This is a genomic window from Methanobacterium veterum (genome assembly GCF_000745485.1).
In the GTDB taxonomy this organism is placed as follows: Archaea; Methanobacteriota; Methanobacteria; order Methanobacteriales; family Methanobacteriaceae; genus Methanobacterium_D; species Methanobacterium_D veterum.
In genome coordinates, this window is sequence record NZ_JQJK01000015.1 from 35088 (window position 1) to 49550 (window position 14463).

Consider the following 14463-nt stretch of genomic DNA (forward strand, 5'->3'; position numbering starts at 1 on the left):
AAGGCGGTTAAATGAGGATACTTGCAATAATGGGGAGCCCTAAGAAGAATGGGAACACTTATAAAGTTACTAGGGAAGTCGAAGAAAGAATGAAACAAATGGGCAACATTGAGTTTGAGTATTTATTTTTAAAAGACGCAGATTTGAAGATGTGTAATGGATGTTTTAACTGCGTTAAAAGAGGTGAAGAATTATGCCCTATAAAAGATAGTCGGGCGGAAATTGAAAATAAAATGTTTGAGGCGGATGGTGTAATACTCGCGTCCCCTGTATACTGTGAAAATGTAAGCGGGTTTATGAAGAATTTTATAGATAGATTTGCATTTGTTTTCCACAGGCCCCGCTTTTTTGATCAAAAACTTATGGTTTTAGCCACCAGTGCAGGGGGAGGGTTAAAGGAGACCATTGACTACCTTAAAAAGCTTCAAATCTGGGGATTTGGAACTCCAGTTGAACTTAGTGTGATAACCCCGCCGTGGCCTCAGTCTGATGCTCTCCAGAAAAAGAATGAGAAAAACATAAGTAAAGCAGCTGAGGAATTTTACCAGAAACTTCAGGAAGGAAGGCAGCCGCCAAATTTCATGCAGTACATGCACTTTAGATTCTTGAAGGAAACTTCTAAACTGGGATATCTTCCAGCAGATCTTGAATTTTATAAAGATAAGGGCGAATTTTTTTATGATATTAATGTAAGTCCTTTAAAAAAGATATTTGCACCATTAATCATGAAATTTGCATTTTTCATGATGAGGGACATGGAGCCAAAGAGTTAGAAAATTAAATTTAAATTCTTTTTTTTTATTGTCAGCAAATTATTTGATTAATAATAATTATATTATATGTTATGAAGGAGATCTATACGGAAATCGAAATAAACGCTTCTGCAAGTGTTGTTTGGAGTATTCTCACAGACTTCGATGATTTTTCGAGATGGAACCCATTTATCCGGAAAATATCTGGAAAACTGCAGGAAGGGGCGCAAATTGAAGTTTTTATAATCCCTCCTAATTCAAATGGGATGAAATTTAGTCCTAAAATATTAACTTATAATCCAGAAAGAGAATTAAGGTGGTTGGGGAATTTTTGGATTCCAAAACTGTTCGACGGTGAGCATAGTTTAGTTATTGATGAAATAAGTGGAAATAAAGTGTTATTTATACAAAAAGAAAGATTCAGCGGCTTGTTTGTTCCATTTTTCTCTGGAACACTAAAAGATACAGAATCTGGTTTTGAAATGATGAACCAAGCTTTAAAAGAGGAAGCGGAGAATAGATATAATAATCAAGTTAATTAATGCTTATAATTTTAAATTTATATTTAAAATAAGTAAATTCTTTAATTGCAGATATGTTATCGGTTTGTTTATTCTGTTAGTAATTTTTAAATAATTCAATTAACTATATAATTTTAAAATTTAATATTGATATTAAAGGGGTTTTTATATGTCTGTAAATCCAAACGAAGCGTATCTTGAAGCTATAACCATGACACTTGCATATTTAGAGAAAAAAGAAGATTGTGATGAGAAATTAGTGGAAGAACTTAAAAAGGAAAGGGAAAGGATTTTAGTAGAGCTAAATGTTCATCCTATTAGTTGATGGTAGAACGCTCTGCTGCAAATCCTCATATTTTGATTTTCTTTGTTTAAGATCAGATCCTTTTGAAATAATCTTATTTAAGTAAGTATATTCTTTAAATTTTTAGGTCTATTCACAAAAATCCGACATTTCTTTTATATCGTAAAATATATTGCAGAAAAATTTACAGGATGATTTTAACTCTTTTTTACCTTCTGGAGTTAAAGAATAATTTTTATTTTCGTCAATTTCAATCAGGCCTTTTTTTTTCAATTCCTTAAGTGCGGGATATATAGTGCCGGGACTTGGTTTTGTACCTCTCCGTTTTTCCAATTCTCTGCCAATTTCAGCCCCGTTCATGCTATTTTTACCTATAATCCATAGTATGAGGTATGTTAAATAGCCTTTCATTTCACAACATTTCATGCTGGTATATTTGGTGTTCAATTAAATAATTTTTTCTATCTATCGTATATCCGATATTGGGAAACCGATAATTATAAGTGGTAGCACGGGTATTATTAATAACATTAGAAAATTTGGAGCATAATACGATGGAAAATGATAGATATGAAAGAGGATGGTCAAAATTAGAAGAAGTTGATGGAAAGGCAGGAGAAGTAGTGTTAGAAAGTTTAAAAGATATTGCTCCTGATTTAGGTAAATATATTATTGAATATGGGTTTGGAGATATTTATTCTAGAGACGGCACTGATTTAAGGCAAAAAGAGATTGCAGTTGTAGCGGCATTAACTGCAATGGGAAATGCTGCACCTCAATTAAAAGTCCATATCAATGGGGCACTAAACGTGGGGTGTTCTGTAGAAGAAATTATGGAAGTTATAATACAGATGTCGAGTTACAGCGGGTTTCCAAGCTCATTAAATGCAGTTAATGTGCTGAAGGAAGTTGTAAAGGATCGAAACATAACTGTAACTCCTGTTAAGAATGATAAAAGTGGAGATAGATTTTCTACTGGATCTGAAGAGTTATCTAAGTTAAAAAGTGATCAGGTGCAGATATTAAAGGATAACCTGGATGATACTGCTCCAGATATGGTTGAATATATCGTTGCGTATGGTTATGGGGATATTTACAGCAGAAAAAATTTAGATGTTAAAATGAGACAGATTGCCACAATTGCGGCACTTACTGCTATAGGTACGGCTGAAACTCAGCTTGCTTTTCATATTGGTGCCGGATTAAATGTTGGATTAACAAAAGAAGAAATAATTGAAACCATAGTGCTTATGAATATTTATGCTGGATTTCCTGCATCATTAAATGGTATTGCTGTGGCAAAAAAAGTGTTTACAGATCTTTAAATGGTTCAATATATTGATGTGTCTGTTAACTGACTATAATTTTTATTGTACGTGTATTGAATTTTAAGTTTCAATATACTTGTGAATTTGTTTTTAAACCATAGGAGCAATTCCATTTAGCTTCTTAAAGTATATTTTTATAAAAATTTTTTTAGTTATCGTATAACCGATAATTATAAATACTATCTATCGGATAACCAATACTACATAAAAAGAAGAGGAGGTGAAATTGTGCTAGTAGAATTTGATTTACCACACTGGTGCTGCGGCCCTAAAGGATGTCAGCTGGAAATAGAATACGGTGAAATGATTGATGCAGAATAATGAAAAAGGGAGGTAAACCATTCAGTATGCTGCTCAATTATTATCTTGTACACTACAAATCCTAAAATTCTCGAATCACAGAGTTTTTAGGGTTAAATCTTAATTTTATGGTGATGATAATATGAAAAGAAGTAGATACGCAACTCCAATTTTTATAATTGGAACTTATGATGAAGAAGGTAATCCAAATGCTATAAATGCTATATTAAGGGAGATGTCATGTTCTGATCCTCAGCATATTTCAATTTCTATAAAAGAAACTACCAGTACACATAAAAATATTTTATATAAGGAAGCTTTTACTGTAAATATCCCATCTCAGACTTATATTGATGAAATAGATGATTTAAAAATAGAATGTGGAAAACATGAAGATAAATTTACCTCAAGTGGATTAACTCCTGTTAAAAGTGAACTTGTAGATGCCCCATATGTCAGGGAGTTTCCCCTAGCTTTAGAATGTAAACTTGTTAATGCAACTAAAATGGGATTATGTACCAGTTTTACAGGTGAAATTCTGGATGCGAAATGGATAGAGAGTTCATGTTGAAATTATCTTTATTTAAAAATTGATTTTAAAACCTTTAAATGGAATTTAATCACTTAATAATTATTATTTTAAAATAAAAAGGTTATATATGGGATTAAATGCAGATTAATGAATATAATAACTAAAATTAGGGTAGTGATAAATTGAATAATGTTTTAGAAACTATTAAAAGTAGAAGAAGTATTAGAAAATACCTTCCAGAACAGATTAAGGATGAAGAACTTGATATGATACTCGAAGCGGCCGTATATGCTCCAACGGGACATAACGATCAGCCATGGCACTTCACGGTTATACAGAATAAAGAACTAATTGATGAAATGAGTGCAGAATCTAAAAAGTTAATGGCAGAATCATCAGTTGACTGGATGGTTAATATGGGAAAATCCGAGCATTTACATCTTTTTTACAACGCTCCAACTGTAGTGGTGGTTTCTGGGAAAAAAGATGCAATATCTCCACTTGTCGACTGCTGTGCAGCCATTCAAAACATGTTAATTGCTGCAGAAAGTCTGGATATTGGTTCCTGCTGGATTGGTCTTGTTAAATTTTTCTTCGAAAATCCTGAAAATGTTGCAAAATTTAACCTGCCTGAAGATTATGAGCCTTATTATGCAGTCTGCTTCGGCTACAAGGGTTCTTCTAATAACGTGGCCCCTGAAAGGAATAAAAATGTAGTGGATTATATAAAATAAATTTAGTCATGCTCATAAAAATCATAAATTATAATGATATGATATGAAAATAATTTAACTGATTAAATATTTCAGCAACCTGACTATGGAGGAAATTAAATGATTTTTTATTTTTCAGGCACTGGAAACTCACTCTACGTTGCCCAAAAGCTGCATGAAGCTGGTGAAGGGGAACTCGTTGATATGGCTGGTGCATTAAATGAAAAACACTTTAAATATAAGGTATCTGATGGTGAAAAGGTAGGTATAGTGTTTCCAGTTTATTTTTATGGACTGCCTACAATTGTAGCTGAATTTATGGACAATCTAACAATAGAAAGCAATGGAAGTCCATTTATTTACACTGTTGTCACATGCGGCGGATCCATTGGGCATGCAGATAAAATGGTTGCAGATAAGCTTAAACAGAAAAATCTCCAGTTAAACAGTGCTTTTTCAATTAAAATGCCCAGTAACTATGTCATAATGTACGATACACCAGATAAGGAAAAACAGGATTTAACCCTTCGAGAGGCAGAAAAACAAATAGAAAAAATAGTTGGATTTTTGGAAGTTAATAAAAAAGGTAATTTTGTCTCCGATCGTGGTTATTTTGCCCTATTGTCTCCGGTTGCATATAAATTATATGGAACTTACCGCAAGACTAAAAAATTTTATGCTACTGATGCATGTACCCGCTGCGGCTTATGTGAAGAGATATGTCCTTCTGGAGCAATTCAGCTTTCATCTAGAAAGCCAGAATGGGTAACTGAAAAATGCAGCCACTGCAGTGCATGTATCAACAGATGTCCTACAAGGGCAATTCAATACGGCAATGCCACAGAAAAACGGGGACGTTATGTAAACCCCAATGTAGACTTTAGTAATTAGGAGAAGAATTATGAAGGTAATTGCAGTTAACGGCAGTCCACGGAAGAAATGGAATACTGGGACTTTACTCAAAAATGCTCTTGAAGGAGCAGAATCAAAAGGAGCAGAGACTGAACTAATCCACATTTATGATTTAAATTATAAAGGCTGCATCAGCTGTTTTCAATGTAAATTAAAGAATGGAAAAAATTATGGACGTTGTTCCATGAGTGATGATCTAACTCCTGTTTTGGAAAGAATCAGACAAGCAGATGCATTGATCATGGGGTCGCCTATTTATGTAGGGGCAGTTACAGGAGAAATGAGGTCTTTTATAGAGCGTTTAGTGTTTCCTAATTTTGTTTATAATGAAGGGGCACCTGCACTATTTTTTAGAAGTCGTGTTTTTCCAAAGAAGTCTTCTATTTTCCCAAAAAGAATAAAAACAGCTTTTATTTATACAATGGGTATGGATAATGCGCGGATGAAAGAATTAGGTTGGGATAAACATTTAAAGTCTATTAATGAACTGGTTTTAGAAAGAATTTTAGGGCAATCTGAATCGTTATTTGTAACTGATACCTATCAATTTGATGATTATTCGAAATATGTTTCGGGAGCATTTGACATAGAAAAAAAATTAAAAATACGTAAAGAATTATTTCCAGAAGATTGCAGGAAAGCCTATGAGTTAGGCGCCAGGTTTGCAAGTTGTGTTACAGATAAGTGATATGATGGTTTTTTAAGCATTAAAAAATTGAGATGATTTAATATGGAATTTTTTGATTTAGTTAAAAACAGGAGATCTGTTCGAAAATATAAGGATCAGCATGTAAATAAAGAGGATATTTTAAAGATACTGGACGCTGCCAATTGGGCGCCTTCTGCAATGAACTGGCAGCCGTGGGAGTTCATCGTTGTATCAGGGGAGCTGATTAAATCAATGGGTGACAGTTTCAAGGCTGTTGTGGAAAAAATAATGCATGAATCTGAAGAAACAGCTTTCGATGAGAAATTTGTAGATTTTGCAGCCCGGTATGGAGGGGCTCCTGTAGTTATAGTAGTGCTCACCAGAGCAAGTGAGAAACCTAATGTTAGGAAAGCAAATCTTGAAAGTACAAGCGCTGCCATGGAAAATCTGGTACTTGCAGCTACTAATCTGGGGCTGGGCACCTGCTGGATGACTGGACCGCTCCATGATGAGAATAATTTGCGCCGTATTTTGGGTATTTCTCCTGACAAGGAGATCGTTGCAGTAACGCCTTTGGGATATCCAGATGAAGTTCCAGAGCCCCGCCCACGGTTAGATGCGGAGCTAAAACAAAAGGTTAGATGGTTAGGTTATTAATTTTATTTCAAATGGAGGAATAATATGAAGATGATTGCATTTAACGGCAGCCCACGAAAGAAATGGAATACTGCAACTTTACTTAAGAAAGGGGCTGAATCTAAGGGAGCTGAAACTGAACTAGTTAATCTTTATGATTTAAATTTTAAAGGGTGTAAAAGCTGTTTTTCGTGCAAAACTAAGGGCAGTAAAAGTTATGGTAAATGTGCAGTTAAAGACGACCTTACGCCTATTTTAGAAAGAATTGAAGATTTTGATGCAATAATTTTGGGTTCTCCAATTTATCTGGGGACAGTCACTGGTGAAATGAGGTCGTTAATTGAGCGTTTGATATTTCCGTATTTAACATACACTGAGCCTATACAGTCTCTTTTCCCCAAAAAGATCCATTCTGCATTTATTTACACCATGAATATTGCTGAAGAACAGATAGAATCATATGGATATGCTACACACTTCAATACCAATGAAAATTATCTCAGGTTGATATTTGGAGAGGCAGAATCGCTCTTCAGCTATGATACGTATCAGTTCAGAGACTATTCTAAGGTACTTGCCACTCGTTTTGATGAGAAGAGGAAAGCAAAAAGGCGGAAAGAAGTGTTTCCAGAAGATTGCCAGAAGGCTTTTGAGATGGGAGTTAGATTTGCAGGGAGTAAAAGCAAATAATTTTCATATCCTTGAATTTAATTTATTTTTGATATCTAAATGGTTAGAGGTTTAAGAAATGAAAATTGTATGCGTTAAAGGAAGTCCAAGGGTAAACGGAAATAGTTCTAGTCTTGCAGATTATTTTCTAAAGAACTTTCAGGGCTTGCAAAATCATAGATTTTCCAGTATCAAAATGAAAAATTTTGATAATCCTGCAAATGAAATAAAAACATTTAACCTTAATCAGCTTAATTACATGGGATGTCAGGGGTGCAGAAAATGCCTCACTGATGCAGAAAAATGCATTATAAATGATGACCTTCAGGAAGTCCTTGAAGCTGTCAGGGAATCAGATGTTTTAGTTTTAGCATCTAGTGTTTATTACGGTGATCTTACTTCTCAGACTAAGGGTTTTATAGATAGGACATACTCTTTTAATGCCCCTGATTTTATAACTAATCCTAATTCCAGTAGATTAGAATCTGGAAAATGTCTGGTCATGATACTGGCCCAGGGACATCCAGACGAAAATATGTTCAATGATATCTTCACCAGATATAAATATTTCTTTGAAAAGAAAGGTTTCAGCAAAAATTACCTGATTCGGGCATGTGGTGTACTGAATAAAGGAGACATTGTCTGTAGAAAAGATGTTTTAAAGCAGGCTGATAATGTTGCAGAGGAAATATTGAAAAAAAGTAATTAATTTTTAAATTAAATAAAAATTAAGCTTCGGCTTTTAATATATCCAGTTTAGCCTTAGCTTTTTTAAATGCCTTTAAAAATGAATCATCATCCTTTGTAGGGATAATTTCTAGTCCTAATTTCCGTTGCTCATCGATCCATTCTGTAGAAAATACAGGGATATCAATTTTTATAGGCTCTTCTGTTGGGTTTACAACGATGATGTTCCTGTATGGAAAATCGACTTCAACGATGTATCCTCCAACACTTATGATATGGAGAGGTCTTACTACGAATTTCATATTACTGTCCTCATGATCTAATTTTTCTGGATATTAACTTAATTTTTTTACAGGAAAGATGCAGCAATAGCTACTGCTCCTAATATTGAAGTAGCAGCTACAACTGGGTAAAATTGTTTGAATGTGAATACTGGGGAGAATGCACTCATTGATGCAATCAAAATTGGGAATATTATTGCTGTTGCAAGTGTTACCAGTATTCCTGGGCTGAACAGGTTTGGTGGTATTCCGATGAACATGGTTGCAAATAAGCTTGCAAGCACGAATATCAATAAACCTTTTGTAATATAAGTGTATGCTCTATATTTTGACATGTACTCGAGCATTGGTCCTTCTATAACGTCTGCTTTGGTTTTCATTATGGCAAATGGGTATTCGTTGAGTAATATCATGGAACCAATGAAATAGACGACAGCACCTATGGCACCAGCTACAGTAAAGAGTACTGGACCATGTAACTGCTGGAATGCAATTATATTGCTGAGGTATATGCTTTTAGACATTGCAACAGGCACGAAAAGCGCTATGTAAAGTGGGAATGACCCGAAAGCTATAAGTCTAAATGCACGCAGGGTACTTAGTTCTTCAATAAATGAACGTGTTGCATCCACGTGTTTAGCTCCTTTTGCATGGTCTGGGAAAGGCATGTTTACTGATAATACTGATTTGGAAAGTGAACCCATAAACATGTATGTAATTTCTTCAACTTTTAACAATCCCACAACTGCTATAATGCTCGCTAATCCTCCTAAGAAGTACATTTGTGGCATTATAATTAATAGTATAGCTGTTACTATAATTAGGCTAATTAAAGGAATTGCATTGTATAACCTTGGCATTGGAGAGTTTGGGGTTACGGCTTGTTTAAAGAAAAACTTAATGGGAGCCATGAGTCCAGGACTTGAAACTGGAGGGCCTACTCTCTGTTGAATTCTTGCATGAACGAACTTTCTTTCAATACCTGGAAGCCAGACACTGACTGCAAATGCTATAATTAATGTTCCAACCACTGCAATTGCCGAACTTATAATCATTGATGTATCCATTTGCCATTTCTCCTACTTATTAACTGTAATTCGATATTATTTTTAAAAATTTGAATAAGTTTAAACTATTTTATTGTTGATTTCTTGAGCGGGTGATCCACTATTTGTATTGCACGGTCGGTGCATGTAAAACATGGATCGCACTGAACTATTGCTAATTGTGCATCAGTTATGTGAGTTCCAACACAGGCATGTTCCATCGCATTTATATTTGTTATGGAGGGTGTCCGTATTATAGAATTTCTTACTCTTCCATCCTCTAACCTGTAAGAGTGGTAGAGTTTACCCCTTGGTGCTTCTATATAGCTTCTTATTATGCCTGTATCATGCATTTCCCAGCTTCTATTTGTGATTTTTCCTTCTGGAAGGTCTTTAACAGCCTGTCTTATTATTTTTATAGCTTCAAAAATTTCAAGTGCACGCATTAAAAGGTTGGATTTAACATCCCCGTCCTCTTGAGTAATTACTTCAAATTCAAAGGGGTCATACTGCCTCATGTCTCTCCTTAAATCTACTTCAACTCCTGTTGAACGGAGAGTTGGCCCGGTTGCAGCTAACCTTAGGGCATCTTCTTTACTGAGCGCAGCAACTCCTGTTACACGGGACATTATCATAGGATCCCTTGTGAACCTGTCTGCAAACTCTGTAACTTTTTCTTCGATAAGATCCATACCTTCTTTGATTTTCTGTATCCTCATTTCATTTAGATCTGAACGAGGTCTTATACCTCCAATTACAGGGACACCGTACTGGACACGGTTACCTCCGATCATCCTGAGGAGTTCCATTACAGTCTCTCTTATGTAAAATATCCTCATTGAAAACGTTTCGTGACCTAAAACCTCGCATCCGTGGGCTAGATAAAGCAAATGACTGTGTAATCTTTCAAGTTCGCCCATAATAAGCCTTATATATTCTGCTCTTGGAGGAACATCAATTTCAAGCCCTTTTTCAGCTACAAGGCATGAGTTCCAGATGTGGATATGGGAACATATTCCACATATTTTTTCTGTAAGGGCATTTGCTTTTTCAACAGGCAGCCCTTCCATTATTCTTTCGATTCCCCTGTGGTTGACACCTATTGTTATCTCGGCATCTCTTACATATTCATCTTCAACAAATAATCTTACTCTGTATGGTTCTAATGCTGCAGAGTGTACTGTTCCCAGAGGAACTTCTGTTTCGATTACTTTGCTGTTAACCTGGTTATTGTTACTCATAATATATCCCTGCTAAGCTTATTTTTCCCTAATTCGTTAATTATAATTCAATAATTTTATTTTGCATTTAATAGTAAAGGTAAAGCTGATACAACTCCGGATAAGACATCTTCTGGCCTTACAGCACATCCTGGGATTTTAGCATCTACTGGTATGATCTGATCAACAGGTCCGGATATTTCTTCAGAGGGAATATCTCCATGGATGTTCTTGTAAACTCCGCCCATTGTTGCACATGCTCCTGCTGCCACAACAGCTTTAGGCTCTGGAATTGATTCATAAATTGCTTTTAAAGGCGCTTCTACATGTTTGGTAACAGGCCCTGTAACTACAAGCACGTCTGCTTCCCTTGGGTTCCATGTTAAAAATACTTTGTACTGTTCTGCGTCGTATTTTGGTGAAAGTATACAGTTTACTATTTCTATATCGCAGCCATTACATCCTCCAGTATATACAAGCATCACATGCACGGCTCTTGCTCTTGAATATGATTTTAAACTCAAACTCATCCCTCTTAGTGATTGTTTTGATTATTATTTAGAATTTTGATCTTCTCTTTTTCTTATTACTGCATTGTCAGAGAGAAACTTGGAAATATAAGCTATTTTATCTTCAGATATCTTAACTGGCTTTTTAAGCAACTCTTTTATATCTGGATTCACGTCTCCGACATCATTGGGATGTATAGTACCCGCTTCTCCGAATAATGCGTAAAGTGGACAAAAATCATGGCAATGGTAACAATGCACACATTTTAAACTATTCAGCTCTGGCTTTTCTTTTTTAATGATACCTTCTATTACTTCAACAGGCTCTTCAAGGCTTACCATTTCTATCGCGCCTGTCGGGCATACATTTTTGCATCCAGAACATCCAATACAGGGTACTTCAGCAACCTTATCTGTAGGCACAATTTCTCCATTCAGGATTTTATTTCGAAGTTCCATATCAGTTACTCGATCTGATGCGAAAAGAATCCTTTTTATGTTGCTGTATATTCCCTCTAAAAATATGATGCCTAAGTTTTTCATTTTGCTACCTCGAATTCTCTTTCAAATAGTATGGCTCGTGCAGGACATACATTGCTACATGCACCACAGTATATGCACTTTGAATCATCTACTGTAACCCTGCCCATTTCATCTTCAGTAATTGCTTCTTCTGGACAGGTTTTAATACAAAGCTTACAGTTCATACATAACTTGTTTTCTACAAATACAAAACCATCTTTTATGGATTTTTTTCTCATTGTGGTTTGTGGAATTGCATCTTGAGGGCAGTGAATTGCACATTTTTCACATAGCACGCATTTTTCAAGATCTACTTCGATACTTCCCCTTTTAAGAGTAACTGCATCTTTTGGACATATTTCGGAACATATGCCGCAAGATATACAATCTTCAGACACATCACCTTTCCATGTAACTGTTTTGAAGCCCCTTGCTTCATTTACATCACATGCTTTAACACATCTGCCGCATGAAACACAGTATCCTTTAATAGGCCGTTCTTTTTCATCAGATACTCTTAATGTTCCTACTGGACAAGCATCTAGACATTCCATGGTGTCGCATTCCTCACAAAGTGAAGGGTCATAACGTATTTTACCATTTATCATCTGCAGCGCTCCATGTGTACATGCCTCGGTACACAAGCCGCAGTTTAAACATGAAATAATGCAGCCTTCAGCTTCTTTGGAGTTAGTATTCCTTTTAATCTTAAAGTCTTCAATGGATATTGCATTGTTTGGACATTCTTTAACACATTTAAGGCAGAGGGTACACTTTGTTTCGTCTATTGTCCCGTTTGATATGGCGCCTGCAGGGCATACATCTTCACATATTCTGCATTCCTGGCACACGCCTTCAAGGGTATTGTTGACTATAATGGCGTCTGTTGGGCAGTAATATTCGCATCTACCGCAGAATGTACACTTTTGCGTGTCTGTAATCACATTAACTCTGCTTGCTTTTCCTTCTTCTTTTTTAACCTTTATCTGCGGTGGGTTTGTAAGATTTAAAGATTCAAGGAATTTAATTTGTCTGTCTTCTATTACGTCATACGCGTCAACACGGGCACCAATTGGGCAGTTGTCTGCACATATTCCACATCTGGAACATATCCCTTTTACCAGATCTCCCTCAATTGATATGCTGCTTACAGGACAGGTTAACTCGCAGACTCCGCATGCGTTACATTTTGCCCTATCAACAACATAACCTCCATATCTATTTTTAAAAATAGCTCTGTTGGGGCATGCTTCTTCACAAGCGCCACAGGTAATACAGCTGAATGCTTTACCGTCTATTAATCTAATGGCACCTGTGGGGCATTCTTTGATACATTCTCCGATGCCTTCGCATTTTTTTGTTGATAAAAACATAATCTTTACCCTCTAACTTTTTTTTCGAATGTTTAAACGTGATTTGGATCTTTGATTATTGTGAAGTGTACTTACTACACTGCACTTCTAACTCTAAATCAATGTTTTTTAGATATTATTACCTTCTTGTTTTAAAGTCTTATTATCTCCCGAAAGTTAATTTACCAACGATTATACCTACAATGCCTGATAAAATTCCGGATGCTAAAGGAATATCTTGATAATATGGGAAAGGCCCCTGATAGTAAGCTATTATGATTGCTACAATTACCACAATGGCATAAACTTCTTTATCAAACTTCAATTTACTTTCTGGAACTGGTTTTATTCTTGTTCCTAATATGAATCCCAGCAGAAATCCAAGTACCAATGGACCAAGGTAGAAAATCATTGTTCATCCTCTCCAAAAAGATTCTCACTTTGTTCATTGCTTCTAAGAAGTTTGTCACTCTCTAAGAAAGCTATTACCACTGCACTTAGACCAACTAACACTTTTAAACCCACTACAAAGTTCAGATAGGGTATAATTCCTGCATGTACGGGGTCAGGATAGTCAAACAGGTTTTGTATGAATTGTGGTACTATATTGTAAAGATCAACACCAAGGTTGTACATGAAGAACCCTGAGAATACTAATCCTGCAAGTCCTAAAAATATATAGCCTAAAGCGCCTGCACTTTCGAGGGATGCCATAAAGCTGTGTGAAATTTTGATGGGACTTTCTTCAAGTCCATAGACAATGATACAGAATATTATGCCTCCTGCTATCATTGCACCTCCCTGAAATCCTCCTCCAGGGGTTATATGTCCTCCAAGAATTGTATTTAGCCCTATGAGAATTATTATAAGTGATATTGGGAATACAAATAATTTAAGGATTGTACTCATTTGTCTTCCTCCCCACCGTAATCAACTTTTCCTCTTCCAAATATAAGCAGTACAACAACAACTGCAGTTACAAGTATCAGTGCTTCTCCAAGTGTATCATATCCTCTCCAGTCAAATACTACATTTGTAACCATGTTTGGAGCGATATGAGGGCCTATCCAGTTATAAATATAACTTATTCCGGGGTTCAATATCTGATCAAACCCATATATGGTATGGAATAGTGTCACGGCGAATAATAATAATGAAATACTTGCAATAAGATTTCTTAATCCCTCAGACATTTAAACTCCCCCAGTAAAACAATACTGAAATGATTCCCAGCGCTAAAATTGTATAGAATACCATTCCATTAAGTGAATCATTTTGTTCTTCCTTTAATTTTGGCATGACAGGCATTGCAAAAAATGCTATTACAATTACCAGCAGAACTGCAACGATCATTAAAGCATTGTTGAAGAATCTTAACATTATCACTGCAACCAAAAGGGATGATAAAAGCGTTATTTCTGCTGCTAACATTGATGAAGTCTCAATACTGGTTACAGGTTTATCTTCTCCATCCTGTCCTTGAACTTTCTTTATTCTGTTTATTATAATATCATAAATGCCCATAGAATC

22 protein-coding genes are annotated in these 14463 nt (G+C 35.6%); 11 read left to right on the plus strand and 11 right to left on the minus strand.

Features of this window, described 5'->3' with window-relative positions:
• Positions 1–11: 11 nt before the first annotated feature.
• The 3 genes from EJ01_RS07445 to EJ01_RS17510 all read left to right on the plus strand — a co-directional run bounded on the left by EJ01_RS07445 (position 12) and on the right by EJ01_RS17510 (position 1598).
• Positions 12–773 carry a flavodoxin family protein gene (locus EJ01_RS07445; RefSeq protein WP_048082082.1) on the plus strand — a complete coding sequence of 254 codons (762 nt, stop codon included), beginning with the start codon at positions 12–14 and terminating at the stop codon, positions 771–773.
• A gap of 71 nt (positions 774–844) precedes the next feature.
• On the plus strand, positions 845–1294 hold the full coding sequence (locus tag EJ01_RS07450) for an SRPBCC domain-containing protein (RefSeq protein ID WP_048082083.1): 450 nt from the start codon (positions 845–847) through the stop codon (positions 1292–1294).
• Positions 1295–1442: 148 nt separating this feature from the next.
• Entirely contained in the window at positions 1443–1598 is a 156-nt protein-coding gene (locus EJ01_RS17510) for a hypothetical protein (RefSeq protein ID WP_169740447.1), read from the plus strand.
• Positions 1599–1706: 108 nt separating this feature from the next.
• Here EJ01_RS17510 and EJ01_RS07455 read toward each other — a convergent pair whose 3' ends face one another.
• Positions 1707–1988 (minus strand): PadR family transcriptional regulator, encoded by a 282-nt coding sequence (locus tag EJ01_RS07455; protein WP_084689175.1) that lies wholly within the window; start codon positions 1986–1988, stop codon positions 1707–1709.
• 143 nt (positions 1989–2131) lie between these two features.
• On the opposite strand from EJ01_RS07455, the gene EJ01_RS07460 reads away from it, so the two are divergent.
• The 8 genes from EJ01_RS07460 (at position 2132) to EJ01_RS07495 (ending at position 8025) form a co-directional block, all read left to right on the plus strand.
• The gene (locus EJ01_RS07460) at positions 2132–2902 is read left to right on the plus strand and encodes a carboxymuconolactone decarboxylase family protein (RefSeq protein WP_048082084.1); all 771 of its coding nucleotides are present in this window, start codon (positions 2132–2134) and stop codon (positions 2900–2902) included.
• 445 nt (positions 2903–3347) lie between these two features.
• Complete coding sequence (locus EJ01_RS07465; protein WP_052375959.1) at positions 3348–3776, plus strand: flavin reductase family protein; 429 nt, start codon at positions 3348–3350, stop codon at positions 3774–3776.
• Between the two features lie 143 nt (positions 3777–3919).
• Positions 3920–4471 (plus strand): nitroreductase family protein, encoded by a 552-nt coding sequence (locus tag EJ01_RS07470; protein ID WP_048082085.1) that lies wholly within the window; start codon positions 3920–3922, stop codon positions 4469–4471.
• A 99-nt stretch (positions 4472–4570) separates the two neighbouring features.
• Entirely contained in the window at positions 4571–5341 is a 771-nt protein-coding gene (locus EJ01_RS07475; protein ID WP_048082086.1) for an EFR1 family ferrodoxin, read from the plus strand.
• 10 nt (positions 5342–5351) lie between these two features.
• Positions 5352–6050 (plus strand): flavodoxin family protein, encoded by a 699-nt coding sequence (locus EJ01_RS07480; protein WP_048082087.1) that lies wholly within the window; start codon positions 5352–5354, stop codon positions 6048–6050.
• Between the two features lie 42 nt (positions 6051–6092).
• Positions 6093–6668, plus strand: a complete 576-nt coding sequence (locus EJ01_RS07485) for a nitroreductase family protein (protein WP_048082088.1) — start codon at positions 6093–6095, stop codon at positions 6666–6668.
• Positions 6669–6692: 24 nt separating this feature from the next.
• On the plus strand, positions 6693–7337 hold the full coding sequence (locus tag EJ01_RS07490; RefSeq protein ID WP_048082089.1) for a flavodoxin family protein: 645 nt from the start codon (positions 6693–6695) through the stop codon (positions 7335–7337).
• A 58-nt stretch (positions 7338–7395) separates the two neighbouring features.
• On the plus strand, positions 7396–8025 hold the full coding sequence (locus EJ01_RS07495; protein ID WP_048082090.1) for a flavodoxin family protein: 630 nt from the start codon (positions 7396–7398) through the stop codon (positions 8023–8025).
• Positions 8026–8044: 19 nt separating this feature from the next.
• Here the strand turns inward: EJ01_RS07495 and ehbP are convergent, their stop codons facing one another.
• The 10 genes from ehbP to EJ01_RS07545 form a co-directional block, all read right to left on the minus strand.
• Complete coding sequence (gene ehbP, locus EJ01_RS07500) at positions 8045–8305, minus strand: energy-converting hydrogenase B subunit EhbP (RefSeq protein WP_048082091.1); 261 nt, start codon at positions 8303–8305, stop codon at positions 8045–8047.
• 47 nt (positions 8306–8352) lie between these two features.
• Positions 8353–9351 (minus strand): respiratory chain complex I subunit 1 family protein, encoded by a 999-nt coding sequence (locus EJ01_RS07505; RefSeq protein WP_048082092.1) that lies wholly within the window; start codon positions 9349–9351, stop codon positions 8353–8355.
• A 65-nt stretch (positions 9352–9416) separates the two neighbouring features.
• The gene (locus EJ01_RS07510; RefSeq protein WP_048082093.1) at positions 9417–10571 is read right to left on the minus strand and encodes a hydrogenase large subunit; all 1155 of its coding nucleotides are present in this window, start codon (positions 10569–10571) and stop codon (positions 9417–9419) included.
• 56 nt (positions 10572–10627) lie between these two features.
• Entirely contained in the window at positions 10628–11074 is a 447-nt protein-coding gene (locus tag EJ01_RS07515) for an NADH-quinone oxidoreductase subunit B family protein (protein ID WP_048082094.1), read from the minus strand.
• Between the two features lie 30 nt (positions 11075–11104).
• A complete protein-coding gene (locus tag EJ01_RS07520; RefSeq protein WP_048082095.1) occupies positions 11105–11602 on the minus strand; it encodes a 4Fe-4S dicluster domain-containing protein in 498 nt (165 codons plus the stop codon).
• Positions 11599–12954: a 4Fe-4S binding protein gene (locus EJ01_RS07525; RefSeq protein WP_048082096.1), complete on the minus strand. Its 1356-nt coding sequence runs from the start codon at positions 12952–12954 to the stop codon at positions 11599–11601. Before EJ01_RS07525 ends, EJ01_RS07520 begins: the two co-directional genes overlap by 4 nt.
• 142 nt (positions 12955–13096) lie before the next feature.
• On the minus strand, positions 13097–13345 hold the full coding sequence (locus EJ01_RS07530; RefSeq protein WP_048082097.1) for a hypothetical protein: 249 nt from the start codon (positions 13343–13345) through the stop codon (positions 13097–13099).
• Positions 13342–13842: an MnhB domain-containing protein gene (locus EJ01_RS07535; RefSeq protein ID WP_048082098.1), complete on the minus strand. Its 501-nt coding sequence runs from the start codon at positions 13840–13842 to the stop codon at positions 13342–13344. The genes EJ01_RS07530 and EJ01_RS07535 overlap by 4 nt, the downstream gene beginning before the upstream one ends.
• A complete protein-coding gene (locus EJ01_RS07540; RefSeq protein ID WP_048082099.1) occupies positions 13839–14126 on the minus strand; it encodes a hypothetical protein in 288 nt (95 codons plus the stop codon). Before EJ01_RS07540 ends, EJ01_RS07535 begins: the two co-directional genes overlap by 4 nt.
• Entirely contained in the window at positions 14119–14457 is a 339-nt protein-coding gene (locus tag EJ01_RS07545) for a hypothetical protein (protein ID WP_048082100.1), read from the minus strand. The genes EJ01_RS07540 and EJ01_RS07545 overlap by 8 nt, the downstream gene beginning before the upstream one ends.
• Between the last annotated feature and the right edge of the window lie 6 nt (positions 14458–14463).

What these genes read in the sequence shown, in the direction of transcription:
- EJ01_RS07530 (WP_048082097.1), bottom strand. Translation starts at nt 13,345, where the DNA reads ATGATTTTCTACCTTGGTCCATTGGTACTTGGATTTCTGCTGGGATTC.
- EJ01_RS07540 (WP_048082099.1), bottom strand. Translation starts at nt 14,126, where the DNA reads ATGTCTGAGGGATTAAGAAATCTTATTGCAAGTATTTCATTATTATTA.
- EJ01_RS07535 (WP_048082098.1), bottom strand. Translation starts at nt 13,842, where the DNA reads ATGAGTACAATCCTTAAATTATTTGTATTCCCAATATCACTTATAATA.
- EJ01_RS07510 (WP_048082093.1), bottom strand. Translation starts at nt 10,571, where the DNA reads ATGAGTAACAATAACCAGGTTAACAGCAAAGTAATCGAAACAGAAGTT.
- EJ01_RS17510 (WP_169740447.1), top strand. Translation starts at nt 1,443, where the DNA reads ATGTCTGTAAATCCAAACGAAGCGTATCTTGAAGCTATAACCATGACA.
- EJ01_RS07480 (WP_048082087.1), top strand. Translation starts at nt 5,352, where the DNA reads ATGAAGGTAATTGCAGTTAACGGCAGTCCACGGAAGAAATGGAATACT.
- EJ01_RS07485 (WP_048082088.1), top strand. Translation starts at nt 6,093, where the DNA reads ATGGAATTTTTTGATTTAGTTAAAAACAGGAGATCTGTTCGAAAATAT.
- EJ01_RS07445 (WP_048082082.1), top strand. Translation starts at nt 12, where the DNA reads ATGAGGATACTTGCAATAATGGGGAGCCCTAAGAAGAATGGGAACACT.
- ehbP (WP_048082091.1), bottom strand. Translation starts at nt 8,305, where the DNA reads ATGAAATTCGTAGTAAGACCTCTCCATATCATAAGTGTTGGAGGATAC.
- EJ01_RS07520 (WP_048082095.1), bottom strand. Translation starts at nt 11,602, where the DNA reads ATGAAAAACTTAGGCATCATATTTTTAGAGGGAATATACAGCAACATA.
- EJ01_RS07465 (WP_052375959.1), top strand. Translation starts at nt 3,348, where the DNA reads ATGAAAAGAAGTAGATACGCAACTCCAATTTTTATAATTGGAACTTAT.
- EJ01_RS07490 (WP_048082089.1), top strand. Translation starts at nt 6,693, where the DNA reads ATGAAGATGATTGCATTTAACGGCAGCCCACGAAAGAAATGGAATACT.
- EJ01_RS07475 (WP_048082086.1), top strand. Translation starts at nt 4,571, where the DNA reads ATGATTTTTTATTTTTCAGGCACTGGAAACTCACTCTACGTTGCCCAA.
- EJ01_RS07455 (WP_084689175.1), bottom strand. Translation starts at nt 1,988, where the DNA reads ATGAAAGGCTATTTAACATACCTCATACTATGGATTATAGGTAAAAAT.
- EJ01_RS07460 (WP_048082084.1), top strand. Translation starts at nt 2,132, where the DNA reads ATGGAAAATGATAGATATGAAAGAGGATGGTCAAAATTAGAAGAAGTT.
- EJ01_RS07525 (WP_048082096.1), bottom strand. Translation starts at nt 12,954, where the DNA reads ATGTTTTTATCAACAAAAAAATGCGAAGGCATCGGAGAATGTATCAAA.
- EJ01_RS07545 (WP_048082100.1), bottom strand. Translation starts at nt 14,457, where the DNA reads ATGGGCATTTATGATATTATAATAAACAGAATAAAGAAAGTTCAAGGA.
- EJ01_RS07495 (WP_048082090.1), top strand. Translation starts at nt 7,396, where the DNA reads ATGAAAATTGTATGCGTTAAAGGAAGTCCAAGGGTAAACGGAAATAGT.
- EJ01_RS07450 (WP_048082083.1), top strand. Translation starts at nt 845, where the DNA reads ATGAAGGAGATCTATACGGAAATCGAAATAAACGCTTCTGCAAGTGTT.
- EJ01_RS07505 (WP_048082092.1), bottom strand. Translation starts at nt 9,351, where the DNA reads ATGGATACATCAATGATTATAAGTTCGGCAATTGCAGTGGTTGGAACA.